This is a genomic window from Paraburkholderia silviterrae, from assembly GCF_004353915.1.
GTDB lineage: Bacteria > Pseudomonadota > Gammaproteobacteria > Burkholderiales > Burkholderiaceae > Paraburkholderia > Paraburkholderia silviterrae.
On the sequence record NZ_SMRP01000004.1, the window covers coordinates 328,394 to 343,343 of the forward strand.

Consider the following 14,950-nt stretch of genomic DNA (forward strand, 5'->3'; position numbering starts at 1 on the left):
TCCGATTTCGTCGTGGGGCGTTAGACCGTATAGCCCCGCGAGAGAGCCATGCGGGTTTTAGTTTGCTACGCGGTCCCGTACTTCCGCAAGTCTGGCGAGGGGATGCGGGCGCGTTTGAACTACGTGAGGCTCGTGTCCGTGGACAGATGCGGGACGCAAAGCGAGTGACTCGTCTGGACAACGGCTTTCCGATAGTCCAGAAACCAGCCAGCGTTCAAATTGAGGAGCTGGAAGAGCTCGGCCTCAGTTTGCGGGACGGCAAATCGAGCGCGTTTATCGCGACCACGCGGCATGCCTCGATGAGTCGCGCGCGCTCAGGCCAGTCGCACGCGGCACCGTTCGAGCTGAGCCAAATCTGTGCCGAGTTGATGGGGTGGTCAGCGCGTAACCACTCGCCAAGGCAACCACGCATGCGCCGGTCTTCCCTCGTAGGTTCGAGGCTGCTGGCTAAAGTTTCTTGTAAGAATTGTCGTTAACGACTGCGCGGCATGCATCTGAGCGCGTCGCAATAGCGACTGCGCGCACATTTCACGTTCAAGTAACGCATTGCGAGAGGGCGTTAGATGACTGTGTTTCTGGAAGAGCAGGGTTCCGACGACGGATTCGTTGGGTTTCAGCGTGTTTCGCTGACCAGTGGCCAGAGCGAGAGCTGGCTGCAGGAGAGGCTATTCGAGTACGCGTCCCTCATTCCGATGGTCGAAATGTTTGGCCAAGGGGAGGCCTTTGTGCCGCTTTGTCGGGAATATCCCCTTCGGCATGGCGCATCCAACGTCTTTCTCGACCTGCTCGGAGTGTCGCCTACCGGCCGCCTCGTCCTGATTGAGTGCAAGCTCTGGCGCAATCCCGGCGCGCGCCGGGAAGTCATCGCCCAGCTCTTTGAGTACGCGTCGTTGATGTCTGGCCTGACCTACTCCGACCTCGAAGCGAAGCTCAAGCAGGCGCGCGGCCTGACGGGAGAGAGTCCGATATTCAAGGCAGTCAGTGCGGCATATCCCGAGCTCGAGGAAGCACGCTTTGTCGACTCTGTGAACGAGTCACTCCGGCGTGGCGATTTTCTGCTCGCAATCGCGGGTGACGGCATTCGAAGCGACTTGCATGCGCTGAAGAACTTGCTGGCGAATCAGGGCGGCCTGCTGGCAAAGCTGGCGCTCCTCGAAATCAGGCTCTTCAGGGATGCACGCGGCCGCACGCTTCTCGTGCCCAACGTGCCGATTCAAACCGAGGTGGTACGTCGCGAGGTATACGTCGGCGCGGGCAGGGAAGTACCCATCGAGGCCGCCAACTCCGTGCGCAGCGACGCCGCGGCAATCGGAATGGAAGGCTCCGAGGCTGCCTCGAGCTCGGCAAGTACTTCGAAGGCACAAAACAAGGAGTTCTGGACGCGGTTCATTGCCGAGGTGCGCTTCGACCACCCGGACCAGTCACCGCCGCGGCACGGCGGAAACAACTGGGTAAAAATGGACCTTCCGGGCCCTGTTGGCGGCCTTGTCGCATATCGGACCGTCGGCAACGTGGCAGGTTTCTCGGTGAAGTTCAAGGGGCCCGAGGGGCGGGAGGTCATGCAGACGCTTCTCGAGGACCAGCCAGGCGTGGAAGGAGAGATTGGGCATGCAGTCCAGTTCCGGGTCGGAGATTCGACGGGAGATGACGGCCGTGAAGTTGGCGGGCTGTTCATCGAATACTTACCGCACGAAGGCCCCGAGATGGAATCAGAGCAGATGGCCTGGCTGCTCAAGACCGCCAACGCCCTCGTCAATGCACTGCGACCGCGCCTGGCGGCTACAGTTGTCTGATGTAGTCTTACGTGGCATAAAGACTGCGCCGCAGCGCGGTTCGCCGGCTCTGACGCCAACACAACCATTGGCGCCTGAACAACTCAGACTTCGATGGCTAGCCGCAGCCGCTGACGTGCTCTCCGCGCGCTTGACCGCCCTGCGTGGTTTGGCCGGCATTGCCGCGACTCAGCAGGCTCAGGAGTCTTGGCGGCCGGCGCCTGCGCCTTGCCACGGCGCGCAGGGCTTCCGTGAGGTCGAAGACCTGGTTGCCTTCAAGTTTGTATTCTCGTTTCTTTAACTATCCGATTTATGCGCGGTTGCCATGCACGTTATCGATTAACTGAAGCGTTTCAGAAGCACCTCCCGCAATACCCAAACCCACGGTCGGCGCTATCGTGTATTCACGCGGGTTGATACGAATAACACGAGGTCCGTGGCGCTCACTGAAGCGCCTGACGGTCGGCAATGCCCGGCCGGCCCCCATTTCGACAACGACGAGCCGCTCGACGGATTCGAGCCAGCGTGCAAGCCGACTCTCTTGCCTGTCCGTGTACTTTTCCACCCACTTCCAATCCCCGAACATCAGGATGTTCGGCCGCGCGAGCGCGCCACAGTGTGGGCATCTCGGCATCGCGTTCTCGAGATGGCAACTCGTGTCGTTGACGATGGGATTGAAGTCGTCCGCCGGCCAGGCGTCATCGGTGCAAGCCTCGACGCATTGAAGCCGATGGATGCTCCCATGGCATTCCGCGATGCGTTCGGCATCAAAGCCGGCCTTCTGGAACTGGCCGTCGACATTACTGGTGAACACGAACGCACCGTGCTTCATCTTCGACGCCCACTTGAGAAGGATGCCAAAGCCTGCATGAGGCACGGTTGAGCGATAGAGCGCGAGTCGGTGTCCATAAAATCCCCAGCTCAAGCGTGGGTTGCTCGTAAAGCCAGCGGGATTGGCTATGTCCTCGAACGAGAAACCATGATGGCGCAGCGCCGGATAGGCACGCCAGAACCCCTCCGTTCCCCGAAAGTCTGGCAGACCGGAATCTACACCCATGCCGGCACCGGCGGTGATGAGCAGCCCGTTCGCATCGCTAATCCAGTCGACCGCCTGCTGGATTGCATCGTCGTTATCCACCTGCTACCTCCATTACTCCATTTGAACAGCAGTGAGGGCCGAAACATCGTCTCTGAGTTTCAGGCCGTCGCGCCGCGCGAAGAGCGTGCGGCGCTAGGATTTCCACTGCCGCGTCGAGTGGCCAAATGGGCAGCCAAGTCGAGAATCTCAGACCCACATGGGTACCGTAGATTGCTCAGCCAATCCACCCCGAGTCCGTTTTCGCGAAGACACTCGGCGCCTTCGCCGCTGCTGCGTCGACGTCGCTCAAAGTCGGAAAATGCTTGAGAATTGCCGCAGCTTCGCGACATAAGACATCCGGGTCAATGTCGTCAGCACGGGCGAGCTCCATCAGTAGTTCTCTCGCTCGCAGTACGGCCAACGTCCGCTCATATGGAATAGTCATAGCTCATTGGTTCCTTTGCCTTCACATCAAACTCATAGCTCGTGTGGCAACGCAGTAATGGTAAGTCAGGCTCACTCTCTGAGACGGGCGAGATAAGAGGCCGGGACATGCGCCGTAAGCCAAACCCCGTTGTCCGAGCGTGAGAAAGAAAAGCCGTCGCAATGCATCCGCGCAGCGTCAACTACAAGCACGATGGGGCGGCCGTGACGAGCACCAACACGCGTCGCGGTATCAACATCGGCGCTCAAATGCACCGCCTGCCTGCTTTGGGCCCGCAGACCCTCACGGGCGATATGTGCCCAGTTGTTCCAGGCAGTGCCGTGATAGAGGATTGCTGGAGGTTCCACAGCTGCGTACCCCAGGTCAATCTCTATAGAGTGGCCTTGTGCAGCGCGTATTCGCTCGCCATCAGGTGAAAGGGAAAAGCGCTGTTTATCGTTCGTGGTCACGACGGCCAGAACGAGTTCCTTCGTGACAGTGGGCAGCGTTCTCAGACGCTTAGGGGCGCCAGCCTTACGCGCAGTCTGCTCGATTGCGTGTATAAGCTCGTCGACGGATACCCAGCCTTGACTGTCGAGTCGGATGCCAACCAGCTCTGGTTCATGCCGCAGTATTTTCGACAGTAGTTTGCTCAGCGCGACGTGCTCATCTGATGGATGACGCTCTGTATCGGTGTTCATATGGTCAATTCTCGAGCGAAACCGGAATAAGAACTCCGCAAATCACTATGGCGCCCAGGTTAGCAAGCGCGCTAGGTGTGTGTCTTCACGAGCCACTCCTTGATGCGCCTCAGCGCGTTTTCGTCGCTGATGCCGCGTCTTGGGTCGAGTAACAGGAAGTGGTCGACGAGCTCTCTAGGCTCCCGGCCAAAACGGGCTGCGCCGAATACTGCGTCGTCGATTGCAAGCCAATTTTTCAGCTGCTTGCCGAAAGCGTAGCAACTGATAACGTATGTGCGCTCGGTTCCTTCCAGTACATAGCTGCGCCGGGGCTTTATATCCCTTGTAGTCCCGGCGACGCGTTGGCGTAGCTCGTGAGGCAGATAGGCTATGACGCGCTCCTCTGGCAAGCTCCTCGTCCACGACGTCGTAAGCACAATTTCCACGTCGGGATATGGCTCCAGAAGCTCGACGAGAAGCGGCGCGAATTCCAGAAGTGGCCGGCCGGTGTCGAGTGTTATCTCACCGGCGTCGTCTATGTAGGCGTTGCCAATATGCAGCGTCCCGTCGAAGTCGACGAAGAGGGTCGGTGTGGCGTTGTCGAGCGTCAACGGAGTTGGAGCCGGGCGCGCTCGCGGAGGCGAGCGCTGCTCCATTACCGAATGCCAGTTGACAGTGTGTCCGATGGCCGTCAACGCATCACTAGCGTCGTCGCGCGTCATGACGAGCATCTCCAACCCTAGCTCCGCAAGCACCTTGAAGAGCAGCGCGATGTCGGACGAGTGACCATCTTCGATGCGGCTCAGAGCCGCAACATCGACTCCGACAAGGTCCGCCATGTCAAAGGTGTCAATGCCGCACTCGAGACGGCGAGTGCGTATGAGACTGCCTAGCGAGTACCGGTCTGCAGCTAGGGGGGCGTGCAAGGGTGTACCTGCGGATGGGGTGGGTGACATGGTTGAGGGCCCTTCGTCGCGCTGTAATGTGCCGTGTAGCTGGTTACCCAGTCGGAGGTCGGCACAGGGAGTTACAGCAGCGCCGGATTATTCAGGACGAAGGTCCAAATCTCTTTCATGGCTTCAGGAGATGTGAGAGCGTAGTTCCGTGCCACTAGGAAGTGCTTCGCCTACCGCTCCGCGAAATCTGCGGCTGCCTTCAGTGCCCGCTCTAGTTCCTCACGCATGAGGAGCCGGAGCGGCGTGAGACCGCCAAGCGACTCTGTCGGCGTCATGAAGAACTTCCACTTAGTCCAGCCGGGTGAGTCAGCCAACCTCCGCACGACCTTCGCAAAGTCCTTGCGGTCGAACAGGTTTGAGAGAAAGAACGCTGGGTAGTATGGCTCGGCCTCAAATTCAACGCTGAAGATTCGGCCTGAAGCGACGTCCTTGCTCAGTCTCTTTTCTGTGATGCCTAGTGCCTGGCAGAAATCTTCCGCGCACAGTAACTTCCCTTGAAGTACGAGGGAGTACCGTTCCACGTTTGCCGCAGAGAAATCAGTCAAACCCCCGAGTTCCGACGCCCGTCGTCTGGTGCGATTGCCTTGTTTCTCGTCTTCTTCACGAAGCGAGCTTAGGTCCAGGTTCAACGCTGTAGCTACACCGATGGCTTGCATGAGGCGTGTTTTGAAGCGCCGCCCAAGTTCTGCATCAGGAATGTCGAGAAGTGCTATAGCACCTGTTGGGTCGAACAGGATTGCCGCAACGACGGCGGCATTGATGAGATGCTGCAATCGTGCGTTGTGAAGCGACGGATTGTCCTTCATATCATGCGGATGTAGTGGCATTTTCATCTCCGTGCTTTGGCCTCGTCGCAAGTTGATACTTAGCTAATGCGCGAAGCGCTGCGTCCCCATACGTCTTGCCGCTAGCTGTCACATTCTTGAGCACGCAAATCACTTCTTCGTCGCATACCATGAAGCTGGCACCGCTGGTTTGAGCGCATTCGAGGGCGGCAAGCATTGTTCTGGTTTCATGGGAAACCATGTGTACGAATTCTGTGTTTTTTGAGTACACGTTGAGAATCCCTTGGCTCGCGTCATAAACCGCAAACGCCCGCTCGGGATTGCCTACCACCTCAGTCCCTTCACTCTTGCAAAGCTGGTAGAGCAGTTCCAGAGTGGTCAATCCGTCGATGTCGGGCGCACCGTCGGTCACCGACCGCATGGGCGCTTGAGGATTGGCCTGGACGACAGATGCCACGTTGCTGTCGTAACTGCCCATAAGAGCCTTCAAACCTGTATTGACTTGTCCCATAGGCTTTCCATTGCTGCGCTGTGCGCGGGTCACGGCCATCCACGACTTGCCCGAACACCGGCCCGACGTTCACAGACAGCTCGCTTGCCTCGTGTTCACATAGATTGCGGAATAGTCGATTTTGGACTATTTCAAGCTGCGCTGCAAGCTGGCCAAGTGCTTACAGCTTGGTCATCCTGTGGAAAAATCAATCTATACAGAGCAGTACGGTCTCATGGTCGACGCGCTCCGGAAAGCAAGAGAGTCGGCTGGACTATCGCAAGTCGAGCTGGCGACGAAGTTGGGCCTGACTCAGTCCACTGTCGGTAAATGTGAGCGCGGAGAGCGGCGCCTCGACATTATTGAGCTGAGGGAATGGTGCCTCGCACTTGGCGTGACCCTGAGCTCGTTCTCCAACGACCTTGAAGTGGCTATTGCACGGCTTGCGCAAATTAAGCTCAGTGCACGGAACACGCCACGCAAACGGTCTCAATAATCTGAACCGGTTCCCGGTTTGTATAACTTCGCTGGCCGCACCGTAAAGGCGCGGCCGCCGCTTGCACTCGATGGCCCGAGTGAATCACAATGTCCGCGCGGAAAGCCCATGGGTGTCTTGCTTAGCGGCCGACGCTGGATAGCCGGGCTGGACTGCTAGCTGACGCGCAGGCACACGTTCGTTGAAATCATTGAGCGACTGACATGCCATACGAACATCAAGTTTTCGAGCGCGAAAAGCTTTACGAGGAAGTGTGGTCGGAGCCGGTCAGCAAGGTGGCGAAGAAGTACGACATCTCTGATGTCGGGCTCCGCAAGATTTGCATCAACTTGGACATACCAGTTCCGCCTCTGGGCTACTGGGCGAAGGTTTCTGCGGGTAGGGCTGTCAAAAGGCCGCCCCTAGCGCCAAGCAAGGGGGCGACTACTTACCGGCGCGCTGTACTCAAGGACCCGAGGGATGACGAGCTCGCAAGGCGCACCCAGGTCAAGATTGACGAAGACGCCGCCTGCGCACCCAAAATACCGGTGGTCACTTTGCGCGGGTCCATTGACGAGTGCCTGCCGTTCATAAAGCGCATGGCAAAGAAGCTCGATGGCAAACAGCGAGAGTCGCAAACCTGGCTATATTGTGAAGGGGCTGGGCTGATGCGCGTCTCGGTGTCACAGCAAAACTCCCTGCGGGCTCTAGTTGTGCTCAATCAACTACTCGAAACGCTGTTGGCTGCGGGTTATACAGTTTCCTCGAGAGGCAAGGAGAGCTCCCCGGCGTACACGACCATACTGGACGTCAAGCTAACGTTCCGTGTAAAGGAACGTAGTCGACAAGAGAGCATACCGCTGACGAAAGAACAGCAAGCTGAAAACAAACGTCTCGGATTTAGCCGGCACAGCCAGAACTACATCTCTCATCCGACGAACGAGCTCGAAATAGCGGCATTCAAGCTCGGGAACAGCTACGCTATGGCGAACATCGTGGACACCCGAAGCCTTCCAGTCGAGACGAAAACCCCGGGATTCGTCAGCCGGCTTCGACATCTCGTCATCCGCGAATCCGTGAATACGGAGATGCTCGCCGAACAACGAGTCATCGCCGCGGCTGAGGAGGTCGAGCGGTTCAGACGCGGCGAGATTCGCCGAGTCGCGCTTGGCCATTTGAAACGCGCCGAGGAATGGGCATCTGAACTTGAGAGAGCGAACCGCCTGCGCGCCTTGGCCGTCGAGTTCGAGTCAAGGCAACTCAGGTCTCCCGACGACGTCATAGACGGGGCGTGGATAAGGCGCGCGGCAGATTGGCTGGACCCCACTGTCAAATGTCGCTGGGACGATGTCGACAATGCTCCCGCCCAATACGGCGAGCCGTATTAGTCCGTGGGCTATCCCAGCGGTCGCTCAACGAAGACGGCAGGATTCACTTCTCTAACACTTCGGAAAGCTCGCCTCAGGGCGCGTATCGACGGTACGACCACTGATGCTACTACCGTCGCAAACCACGCTGCCAATCTAGGCGGGTGATGTTGCTTGCAGCTTGCGCGCGAAAGGCGGCGGCCAGTCGGGGAGGCGTGGCGGCAGAAAGTCGGCAACGGCGTCGTCCATATAGCCAACGCGTTCCAGTTCATTTGCGAGCGCGATAACTCGGGCCCAAATTTCTGGAGCGCGCAGTACCACAGTTGTAACCATGCACGCGTACTCCAGTTCGCCGCGATAGTGCAGTAGTCGCGCGAGACCATCCGCCTTCGCCATATCGGCCTCGGGGTCCTCCCATCCGTCCCCGCCCCAAAGGTCGAATTCTCTGCCGTCGTAGATAGACTCTGCAATGGGACCAGCCAGGAGGCCGCAAATTTGCAAGCGTACCGCACGTGTGTAGTCGGCACGCAGTCGGCGTTTGAATTCAGGCATGGACAGCTTGGCGCGAGCGGCTTCTGCTCCAGGTGCCTCAGCCAATTGGGTAACAAATTCGCGAAACCCGGCCTTATCAGCTAGGTAACGAAGCCGTTCGTCGTCCCAGGTTAGATGCATCGAGATAAATGCGGCGTCGGATGGTTCGCAGGCACCCCATAGGTCGATGATAGCGCGACCTTTTCTGCCCTCGTAGGACCACAATTCGCTGCCCTCGGGCGCGACCGCGAGACCATAAATTTGGGCCCCGCCCAGTGCATGAACGACCGCGTGGCCTGCCTCATGAAAGCAGACCGCGCGCCGAGATTCGAAATTGAACATTTTGGATGTGTCGGATATGCGGGTGCTTCTGCCTGCATTCCGGCTGTGAAACGGAATACTTGTCTACGCGGGGAGCCCAAGGAATGTCGACATCAATCGACTGCCTGCACCGCATTGCAAAATAACGGCAGGCTGGTCGGAAACTTGAGGCCCAATATCTGACACAGCCACGCCGTTTGACGGAAATAATGTGCTCTCTGACTCATCACCCAAGTCAGTTGGGGGTGACAGGGCGACGCTGGTCGTAACACATGACGACGAAAGAGACGGAATCGACGGCCGAAAGATAGATGGACTGATTGAAGAACTGTTCGGTTGACGTTCCTATAGATTCCAACGGTGTTCGCGCGATGCTGCGCGACGACCAGCACCTCTACTACGACTGCGCGCCGCTCGCAATGATTGAGACGGGCGTCGCGCGTTCACATCCTGACCCACCGGGAGATGCCTGCCGACGGTTGACTCATCGACAACCTTATCCGTGTGGTCGGCTCGGGCGGTTACGGCGTGGCGATGAGGTATCGCCGGGGCGAAGCTGCACACGTGCGTCAAAGCCGGCAGGCGGCCGTCATTGTCATCGAGCACGGCCGGCGCATCTAGCCCATACGGACGCGCGCGCCGGTCCGCAGGGCAGATAACGGCAGCCGTGCAACAGGGAGGCTCGAACGACTGGCTGGACCGGAGCGTTGCAGTGCACTGGGTGCACCAGCCGCCTTGGAACGGGTCGATATAGCGGAGGATGGCGTACTAGCATTACGCACTGTAGAGGGCGCGAAAGTGTGACCTGCTACCAATCAGGAACGGGCAGTGAAACCGAGGAAAATTGGCGATAATATGTGAGGCGCCGGTAACCGTGACAGTCGTGTTGCAGTTTCTGCGGTCGGACCTTTGGTCTGGATTTGCAGCCGCACCGACTTTGGGGCATGTGATGGGGCACGCTGAAAAGTCGCGAAGAAAAAATCAGCGCCATTGTTTCGGTGTTTTCGCAACAGTTCAAGAGCCATCCGCACAGCTGACGTGGTCGCAGATATGTTTGCAAATTTCTCGTCTGCGAATTGGAGTACGCACCCTGAGGCTCGCACTTTTCGGCCCTTCGTCTTCTAGGCTGATATCCCGGCCGAATTAGTAACCGTTATCCACGAAAGGCGGTAAATTGACCGCAGCGAGATTGGACCGTGTATGGTGAATGTCTTGCCGAAAATAGGCGGATAATATTCTGTTTGGAATCCGAAAATGTCGAATTCCTAAATTTAGTAAAATCAACGATTCACTCGGCGCAGCGTGCTATCGTTAGCGTAGACTACTTGCTCTGCACGCGTCCATGAATGCGGACAACGAACAGTTTTTCAGAATGCTTGGCGAATGTGTTGCCAACGCGCGTAGAGCGCACGGCATGACTCAACAGCAACTAGCCTTTCGGATCGGCATTGCACAACAAACGCTGGCTCACTACGAAGTTGGACGTTCACGCATTCCTGCGTCCATGCTGCCTGAACTCGCGGGCCTGTTGACACTCTCGTTCGACGGGCTGATGGGCAAGCCCGTAGTTCGGTTGGGCGGCAAACGTATCCCAATGTCGCGGCTACAGCAGCAGGTCGCCGCTATCGAGCAGCTACCCAAGACCAAACAGCAGTTCGTTTCACAAGGGCAAGATACCGTGCTCGCAGAAGCGCGGCAGTAGAAGGAGTTTCAAGCCCTTAAACGAAACGCGGGCTGAGAGTGTTACCAGCACTCTCAGCCCGCTAACCACAACCAACTCACCTCAGGAGTTGACCATGGCTGACGCCAATCTTAATGCATTGCACGCACATCTCGTGCGTCACGTAACCATCCAGCAGTCGTGGCGCTATCGTCGCATCAACGCGCGAACCCGCACCGAACCGTCGCTGTACCCCCGGATCAAACTCGCCGGCCGATGGCTAGAACTCGCAGGCTTCGAAGCAGGCCAGCGAGTAAAAGTCGAAGTGCAGCACGGCAGACTTGTTATCACGCGAGACTGAGTAGAACGACAAACAACACCCCCGGCCAACCGCCGGGGCTTGTCTTTCTAAGGCTCCCGAATCTCCGCCTCCACGAGCGTCTTAAGCAAAGCCACCGACTCCTGCCACCCAAGATAACAGGCCTCAACCGGAATAACTTCCGGAATCCCTTCCTGCACGACATTCACCTCAGTCCCGCAGAAGACAGCGCGCAGCGAAACCGTAGTCTCCATAACCCCGGGCAGATTCGGATCCTCAAACACCCCCGTATACCGAATCCGCTCATTAGCCACGAGCTCCAGATACTCCCCGCCAAACGAGTGACTAGCTCCGTTAGTGAAATTCGTAAACGACATCCGATACTTCCCACCAACAACCGCATCGATCTGATGCACGGTCCCCGTAAACCCATTCGGCGGCAGCCATTTCGCTAGCGCAGCAGCATCAAGAAACGCGCGATAAACCCTCTCAGGTGGCGCGATGAAAACCCGATGAATTCGAACGGTACTTGTAGGCATATCAATCCTCCAGGCGCAAAGGCGCAGGGCAGTAGAGCAACCAAGCATCCAAGATTCTAGTCAACAGCCAAACAGACCACCCCACACCCGCCCCCGCACCGCAGCAAACCAACGCATCCGGGTAGCCTAAACTTCCCCTATGCCCCGGGCCACCCGCCCGACCATCGCCCCTCGGAGGCCACCATGCCCGCCGCCCAGCTCGAGACTCAAAAAGTCGACTACGAAGGCTTCGAGATCCACATCAGCGCCATGCCGGTAGAGGAAGGCGGCAAGCGCTACACCTACACCGCCTACATCTGCCACCCAGGCGCGAACGCGGCGCTTCCGGGCCATTCGGTCGCGTATCACGCGGACGGCGACGAGACCTTCCGCAGCGAGCAGGAGGCGGTTGAAGAGGCGACGCATGTGGGGCGGAGCATCATCGAGGGCACGCATCCCGACCTGTCGGTACTTTCGCTAGTGACCCACGGCTACTAGCCACCCAAACCGCAACTAACAGCACCCCATCCACGACGCCGACAAAAAAGCGGCGCAGCATCCCCGCTGCGCCCTGAGTCAACTCGCGCGCTTCAAACTCCCGCACCACCGTACCACCGTACCACCGCACCCACCGCACCACCGCAAACCCCGCAACACAAGCTCCCCGCTGCATCAACCCCGCCGTTGCGCATCCCCATCGCTTTCCCAAAAAACCCGCCCATCAGCAAGTCAAACATTGCATATTGCCTACATTCCTTACTAATATTTCACCATTCTGCAAGGCACCCGGGCCGTGCGCGCGCCCAAAAAGCGCCGCAGCACCATCCCGCCGCCGCCACAACAACTCACCGTTCAACCCTCTCATGACCCGCCCTTCGCACCAGAAGGCCGCGCTTGCCGCTGCCTGCGCCGCCACGTTCGCCTGCCTGACCGCATCCGCCCAAGCCCAGTCCACCGTCACGCTCTACGGCGAGATCGACGCCGGCCTCGCCTACGCAAACAACGTCGGCGGCCACGCGCAATACCAGCTCACCTCGGGCCTCATCGACGGCAGCTTCTGGGGCCTGCAAGGCAGCGAGGATCTCGGCGGCGGCACGAAGGCGTTGTTCCGTCTCGAGCGCGGCTTCGCGCCCGCCAACGGCGAGGAGCGCAACGATCACCCGTACTACGTCGGCCTCGAATCGGAGTCGTTTGGCACGCTCACGCTCGGCCGCCAGTACGACTCGGTCCACGACTATTTCGCGCCGCTCACGCTCACGGGCAACGCAGGCGGCACCGCGTTCGCGCATCCCTTCGACAACGACAACGCCAACAACACGTATCTCGCCGCAAACTCCGTGAAGTACGAGAGCCCGAAGTTCGGCGGCTTCACCTTCGGCGGTATGTACGCGTTCTCGAACGGCGCGGGCCGCTTCGCCGACAACCGCGCCTACAGCCTCGGCGCGAACTACTCGGGCGGTGCCTTCAGCGCGGGCGTCGCGTGGCTGCACAACAATGGCCGCGGCGCGAACGGCACGGGCGCGTACGAACCGTTCGCGCTGCCGGGCTCGGGAGACGCAGCGGGCTCGGTCATCGATACGTTCGTCGGGAAGCAGGACACTATCGGCGTGGGCGCGAACTACATCATCGGCGACGTGACGCTCGGCGCCGCGTGGTCGCGCGCGATCCAGACCGGCGTCGTCGATGCGGATAGCGGCGCGGGCCTGCCGTCCGTCGCCTTCAGCAACTACGAGCTCAACGCGGTCTGGCAGGTCACGCAGGCAGTGTCGCTCGCGGGCATGTACGTCTACACGAAGGCATCGGCGGCGCATTGGCACGAGGGCGGGGTGCAGGCGGTCTATCAGGTTTCGAAGCGCACCGACGTCTACGCCGAAACGGTCTACCAGCGCGCGAGCGCGGGCGCACCCGCGGTCATCAACGCGTTCGATCCCGCGAGCGGGCGCAACCAGCTCGTGGTCGCCACGGGTATCCGCCACCGCTTCTAGGCATCCGCGTTCGGGCACGCGCCGCCATCCGGAGGCGGCCAACGCAGATTCGGGCAATCAGAAAACCGGCCAGCGCATCCGCGAATGCGCTGCTACCATCGCCCGTTCGTCTTTCATCTTCGTCTTCAGCCCCGATGCTCGCGCTCAAGCTCACGCTCGTCCCGCTCTTCCTGCTGTTCGTGTCGATGGCCGGCAGGCACTGGGGGCCGAAGGTCGCGGGCTGGCTCGCCGGGTTGCCCGTGATCGCGGGCCCCATTCTCTGGCTGCTCGTGATGCAGCACGGCGATGCGTTCGGCGCGCGCGCCGCCACGCTCTCGCTTTACGCGATCCTCGCTTCCGAGTCGTTCAATTTCGCCTACGCCTGGACGTGCCGCGCGCGGCCCTGGTGGCTCGCGCTCGCGGTGGGGCTTGCTGCGTGGTTCGCCGCCGCGTGCGTGCTGTCGCACCTGCCGGTGTCGTGGCCGTGGGCGCTCGGCGTGGCGCTGGCCGCGACGCTCTTCGGCCAGACCTTCCTGCCGCGCAGCACCGTGGTCGCCGCCGGCGCGCCGCTTACGCGCACCGATCTCGCCGGGCGCATGGTTGCGGGCGCGGCGCTCACGCTGGCCGTCACGGCGATGTCCACGCGCCTCGGCCCCGTGTGGAGCGGGTTGTTCGCGGTGTTTCCGCTGCTCAGCAGCGTGCTGGCGGTGTCGTCGCATCGAGCGCACGGCGCGGCGTTCGTCATCGCGTTGCTGCGTGGGATGGTGCTCGGGCGATTCGGGTTCGCGGCGTTCTGTCTTGTGCTGTCGCTCACGCTCGAACATCAGGCGTCGACGCTGGCGTTCGTCGAAGCGGCGGCGCTCGCCATGCTGGTTCAGGCGACGAGTGCGCGCCTCGCACGGCTCAAGCGCGCGGATCCCGCGCAAAGCGGCGTGCGCGCCGATACCGTTTCCACGGAGTAATCGGCGGGTCGGCAGAAGAAGAGGGGGGAAGGGCGGGCTCGCGCGCCGGTGCCATGCGGCGCGAACCGTTACGGCGATCAATGCCACCCCAAAGCCAGGAAAAAGGGGAAAAGGGGAAAAAGGCCCGGACAACATGTGTCCGGGCAAGCCGCCGGATCACCGGCGGCGGAGGTTTCCTGTGGGCGTGCCCCGCGCAACGCGAGGTTAACTAACGTGTTAGCACAAAGACTGACGGGCCCGCTCTCGAGTTCCATCGAGAGCGGGCCCGTCTGGTGTCCTTCATACAGCGCGCCGCCGTGCGGGGCGCTGCCTTCGACTGCGATTACTGGCCGAAGTAAACCGACTTGGCGTTCGTCGTCACGCGGCTGCCGGCTTGCGTCGAGCCGTTCGTCGAGGCGCCGTAGGCCGTGGCTTCAGCCGTTGCGTTTTGTTGCGCGACCTTCGCTTGCGCGGCTTGCAGGTCTTCCGGGTAGTACGGGCTCGAGACGCCCGGGTGATAGCCGGCCTTTTCGAGTTGCACGAGTTCTGCGCGCACCTGGGCGCGGGTCACCGGCTGGCTTTCTTGAGCGAACGACAGGGCCGGGGCGGCAAGAACGGTAGCGGCAAGCGCTGCAGCAATCAGAGTCTTCATGGTCACTAACCTCCAAA

General features: G+C 60.0%; 17 protein-coding genes. 8 read left to right on the plus strand and 9 right to left on the minus strand.

The annotated features are described in order from the left end of the window. The first annotated feature begins 563 nt into the window (after positions 1-563). Positions 564-1,793: a PDDEXK family nuclease gene (locus tag EYW47_RS11790; protein ID WP_133195018.1), complete on the plus strand. Its 1,230-nt coding sequence runs from the start codon at positions 564-566 to the stop codon at positions 1,791-1,793. Between the two features lie 289 nt (positions 1,794-2,082). On the opposite strand, the gene EYW47_RS11795 is transcribed toward EYW47_RS11790, so the two are convergent. The 6 genes from EYW47_RS11795 to EYW47_RS11815 all read right to left on the minus strand — a co-directional run bounded on the left by EYW47_RS11795 (position 2,083) and on the right by EYW47_RS11815 (position 6,206). After that, positions 2,083-2,910 (minus strand): SIR2 family NAD-dependent protein deacylase, encoded by an 828-nt coding sequence (locus EYW47_RS11795; RefSeq protein ID WP_133195019.1) that lies wholly within the window; start codon positions 2,908-2,910, stop codon positions 2,083-2,085. A gap of 175 nt (positions 2,911-3,085) precedes the next feature. Then, positions 3,086-3,295: a BPSL0761 family protein gene (locus EYW47_RS42660; RefSeq protein ID WP_377785247.1), complete on the minus strand. Its 210-nt coding sequence runs from the start codon at positions 3,293-3,295 to the stop codon at positions 3,086-3,088. Between the two features lie 71 nt (positions 3,296-3,366). Beyond that, positions 3,367-3,975 (minus strand): RNA 2'-phosphotransferase, encoded by a 609-nt coding sequence (locus EYW47_RS11800; RefSeq protein ID WP_133195020.1) that lies wholly within the window; start codon positions 3,973-3,975, stop codon positions 3,367-3,369. Positions 3,976-4,046: 71 nt separating this feature from the next. Beyond that, positions 4,047-4,793 (minus strand): HAD domain-containing protein, encoded by a 747-nt coding sequence (locus EYW47_RS11805; protein ID WP_240763646.1) that lies wholly within the window; start codon positions 4,791-4,793, stop codon positions 4,047-4,049. 287 nt (positions 4,794-5,080) lie between these two features. Continuing rightward, positions 5,081-5,737 carry a hypothetical protein gene (locus EYW47_RS11810; protein WP_133195021.1) on the minus strand — a complete coding sequence of 219 codons (657 nt, stop codon included), beginning with the start codon at positions 5,735-5,737 and terminating at the stop codon, positions 5,081-5,083. Further along, positions 5,718-6,206 carry a hypothetical protein gene (locus EYW47_RS11815; protein WP_133195022.1) on the minus strand — a complete coding sequence of 163 codons (489 nt, stop codon included), beginning with the start codon at positions 6,204-6,206 and terminating at the stop codon, positions 5,718-5,720. Before EYW47_RS11815 ends, EYW47_RS11810 begins: the two co-directional genes overlap by 20 nt. A 121-nt stretch (positions 6,207-6,327) precedes the next feature. Between EYW47_RS11815 and EYW47_RS11820 the strand changes: the two genes are divergently transcribed. Then, complete coding sequence (locus EYW47_RS11820) at positions 6,328-6,681, plus strand: helix-turn-helix domain-containing protein (RefSeq protein ID WP_240763647.1); 354 nt, start codon at positions 6,328-6,330, stop codon at positions 6,679-6,681. 203 nt (positions 6,682-6,884) lie between these two features. Further along, on the plus strand, positions 6,885-8,048 hold the full coding sequence (locus tag EYW47_RS11825; RefSeq protein WP_133195023.1) for a hypothetical protein: 1,164 nt from the start codon (positions 6,885-6,887) through the stop codon (positions 8,046-8,048). 135 nt (positions 8,049-8,183) lie between these two features. Here EYW47_RS11825 and EYW47_RS11830 read toward each other — a convergent pair whose 3' ends face one another. Then, a complete protein-coding gene (locus EYW47_RS11830; protein WP_133195024.1) occupies positions 8,184-8,900 on the minus strand; it encodes a hypothetical protein in 717 nt (238 codons plus the stop codon). 1,321 nt (positions 8,901-10,221) lie between these two features. Here EYW47_RS11830 and EYW47_RS11835 point away from each other — a divergent pair. Together EYW47_RS11835 and EYW47_RS11840 are read left to right on the plus strand one after the other, a co-directional pair. Continuing rightward, the gene (locus EYW47_RS11835) at positions 10,222-10,581 is read left to right on the plus strand and encodes a helix-turn-helix domain-containing protein (RefSeq protein WP_133195025.1); all 360 of its coding nucleotides are present in this window, start codon (positions 10,222-10,224) and stop codon (positions 10,579-10,581) included. 94 nt (positions 10,582-10,675) lie between these two features. Beyond that, positions 10,676-10,900: a SymE family type I addiction module toxin gene (locus EYW47_RS11840; protein WP_133195026.1), complete on the plus strand. Its 225-nt coding sequence runs from the start codon at positions 10,676-10,678 to the stop codon at positions 10,898-10,900. Positions 10,901-10,947: 47 nt separating this feature from the next. Here the strand turns inward: EYW47_RS11840 and EYW47_RS11845 are convergent, their stop codons facing one another. Then, positions 10,948-11,397, minus strand: coding sequence for an SRPBCC family protein (locus tag EYW47_RS11845; protein ID WP_133195027.1), 450 nt, complete (start codon positions 11,395-11,397; stop codon positions 10,948-10,950). Between the two features lie 183 nt (positions 11,398-11,580). Here EYW47_RS11845 and EYW47_RS11850 point away from each other — a divergent pair, with 183 nt between their 5' ends. The 3 genes from EYW47_RS11850 (at position 11,581) to EYW47_RS11860 (ending at position 14,302) form a co-directional block, all read left to right on the plus strand. Then, a complete protein-coding gene (locus tag EYW47_RS11850; RefSeq protein ID WP_133195028.1) occupies positions 11,581-11,874 on the plus strand; it encodes a hypothetical protein in 294 nt (97 codons plus the stop codon). 365 nt (positions 11,875-12,239) lie between these two features. After that, complete coding sequence (locus tag EYW47_RS11855; protein WP_133195029.1) at positions 12,240-13,361, plus strand: porin; 1,122 nt, start codon at positions 12,240-12,242, stop codon at positions 13,359-13,361. A 134-nt stretch (positions 13,362-13,495) separates the two neighbouring features. Then, positions 13,496-14,302 (plus strand): hypothetical protein, encoded by an 807-nt coding sequence (locus EYW47_RS11860; RefSeq protein ID WP_133195030.1) that lies wholly within the window; start codon positions 13,496-13,498, stop codon positions 14,300-14,302. 322 nt (positions 14,303-14,624) lie between these two features. On the opposite strand, the gene EYW47_RS11865 is transcribed toward EYW47_RS11860, so the two are convergent. After that, positions 14,625-14,933: a DUF4148 domain-containing protein gene (locus tag EYW47_RS11865; RefSeq protein ID WP_133195031.1), complete on the minus strand. Its 309-nt coding sequence runs from the start codon at positions 14,931-14,933 to the stop codon at positions 14,625-14,627. Positions 14,934-14,950: the final 17 nt, after the last annotated feature.

Bases quoted from the DNA above. Each gene is read 5' to 3' on its own strand.
- EYW47_RS11840 (WP_133195026.1), top strand. From the start codon at position 10,676: ATGGCTGACGCCAATCTTAATGCATTGCACGCACATCTCGTGCGTCAC.
- EYW47_RS11845 (WP_133195027.1), bottom strand. From the start codon at position 11,397: ATGCCTACAAGTACCGTTCGAATTCATCGGGTTTTCATCGCGCCACCT.
- EYW47_RS11800 (WP_133195020.1), bottom strand. From the start codon at position 3,975: ATGAACACCGATACAGAGCGTCATCCATCAGATGAGCACGTCGCGCTG.
- EYW47_RS11855 (WP_133195029.1), top strand. From the start codon at position 12,240: ATGACCCGCCCTTCGCACCAGAAGGCCGCGCTTGCCGCTGCCTGCGCC.
- EYW47_RS11865 (WP_133195031.1), bottom strand. From the start codon at position 14,933: ATGAAGACTCTGATTGCTGCAGCGCTTGCCGCTACCGTTCTTGCCGCC.
- EYW47_RS11825 (WP_133195023.1), top strand. From the start codon at position 6,885: ATGCCATACGAACATCAAGTTTTCGAGCGCGAAAAGCTTTACGAGGAA.
- EYW47_RS11815 (WP_133195022.1), bottom strand. From the start codon at position 6,206: ATGGGACAAGTCAATACAGGTTTGAAGGCTCTTATGGGCAGTTACGAC.
- EYW47_RS11835 (WP_133195025.1), top strand. From the start codon at position 10,222: ATGAATGCGGACAACGAACAGTTTTTCAGAATGCTTGGCGAATGTGTT.
- EYW47_RS42660 (WP_377785247.1), bottom strand. From the start codon at position 3,295: ATGACTATTCCATATGAGCGGACGTTGGCCGTACTGCGAGCGAGAGAA.
- EYW47_RS11860 (WP_133195030.1), top strand. From the start codon at position 13,496: ATGCTCGCGCTCAAGCTCACGCTCGTCCCGCTCTTCCTGCTGTTCGTG.
- EYW47_RS11790 (WP_133195018.1), top strand. From the start codon at position 564: ATGACTGTGTTTCTGGAAGAGCAGGGTTCCGACGACGGATTCGTTGGG.
- EYW47_RS11810 (WP_133195021.1), bottom strand. From the start codon at position 5,737: ATGCCACTACATCCGCATGATATGAAGGACAATCCGTCGCTTCACAAC.
- EYW47_RS11805 (WP_240763646.1), bottom strand. From the start codon at position 4,793: ATGGCGGACCTTGTCGGAGTCGATGTTGCGGCTCTGAGCCGCATCGAA.
- EYW47_RS11850 (WP_133195028.1), top strand. From the start codon at position 11,581: ATGCCCGCCGCCCAGCTCGAGACTCAAAAAGTCGACTACGAAGGCTTC.
- EYW47_RS11830 (WP_133195024.1), bottom strand. From the start codon at position 8,900: ATGTTCAATTTCGAATCTCGGCGCGCGGTCTGCTTTCATGAGGCAGGC.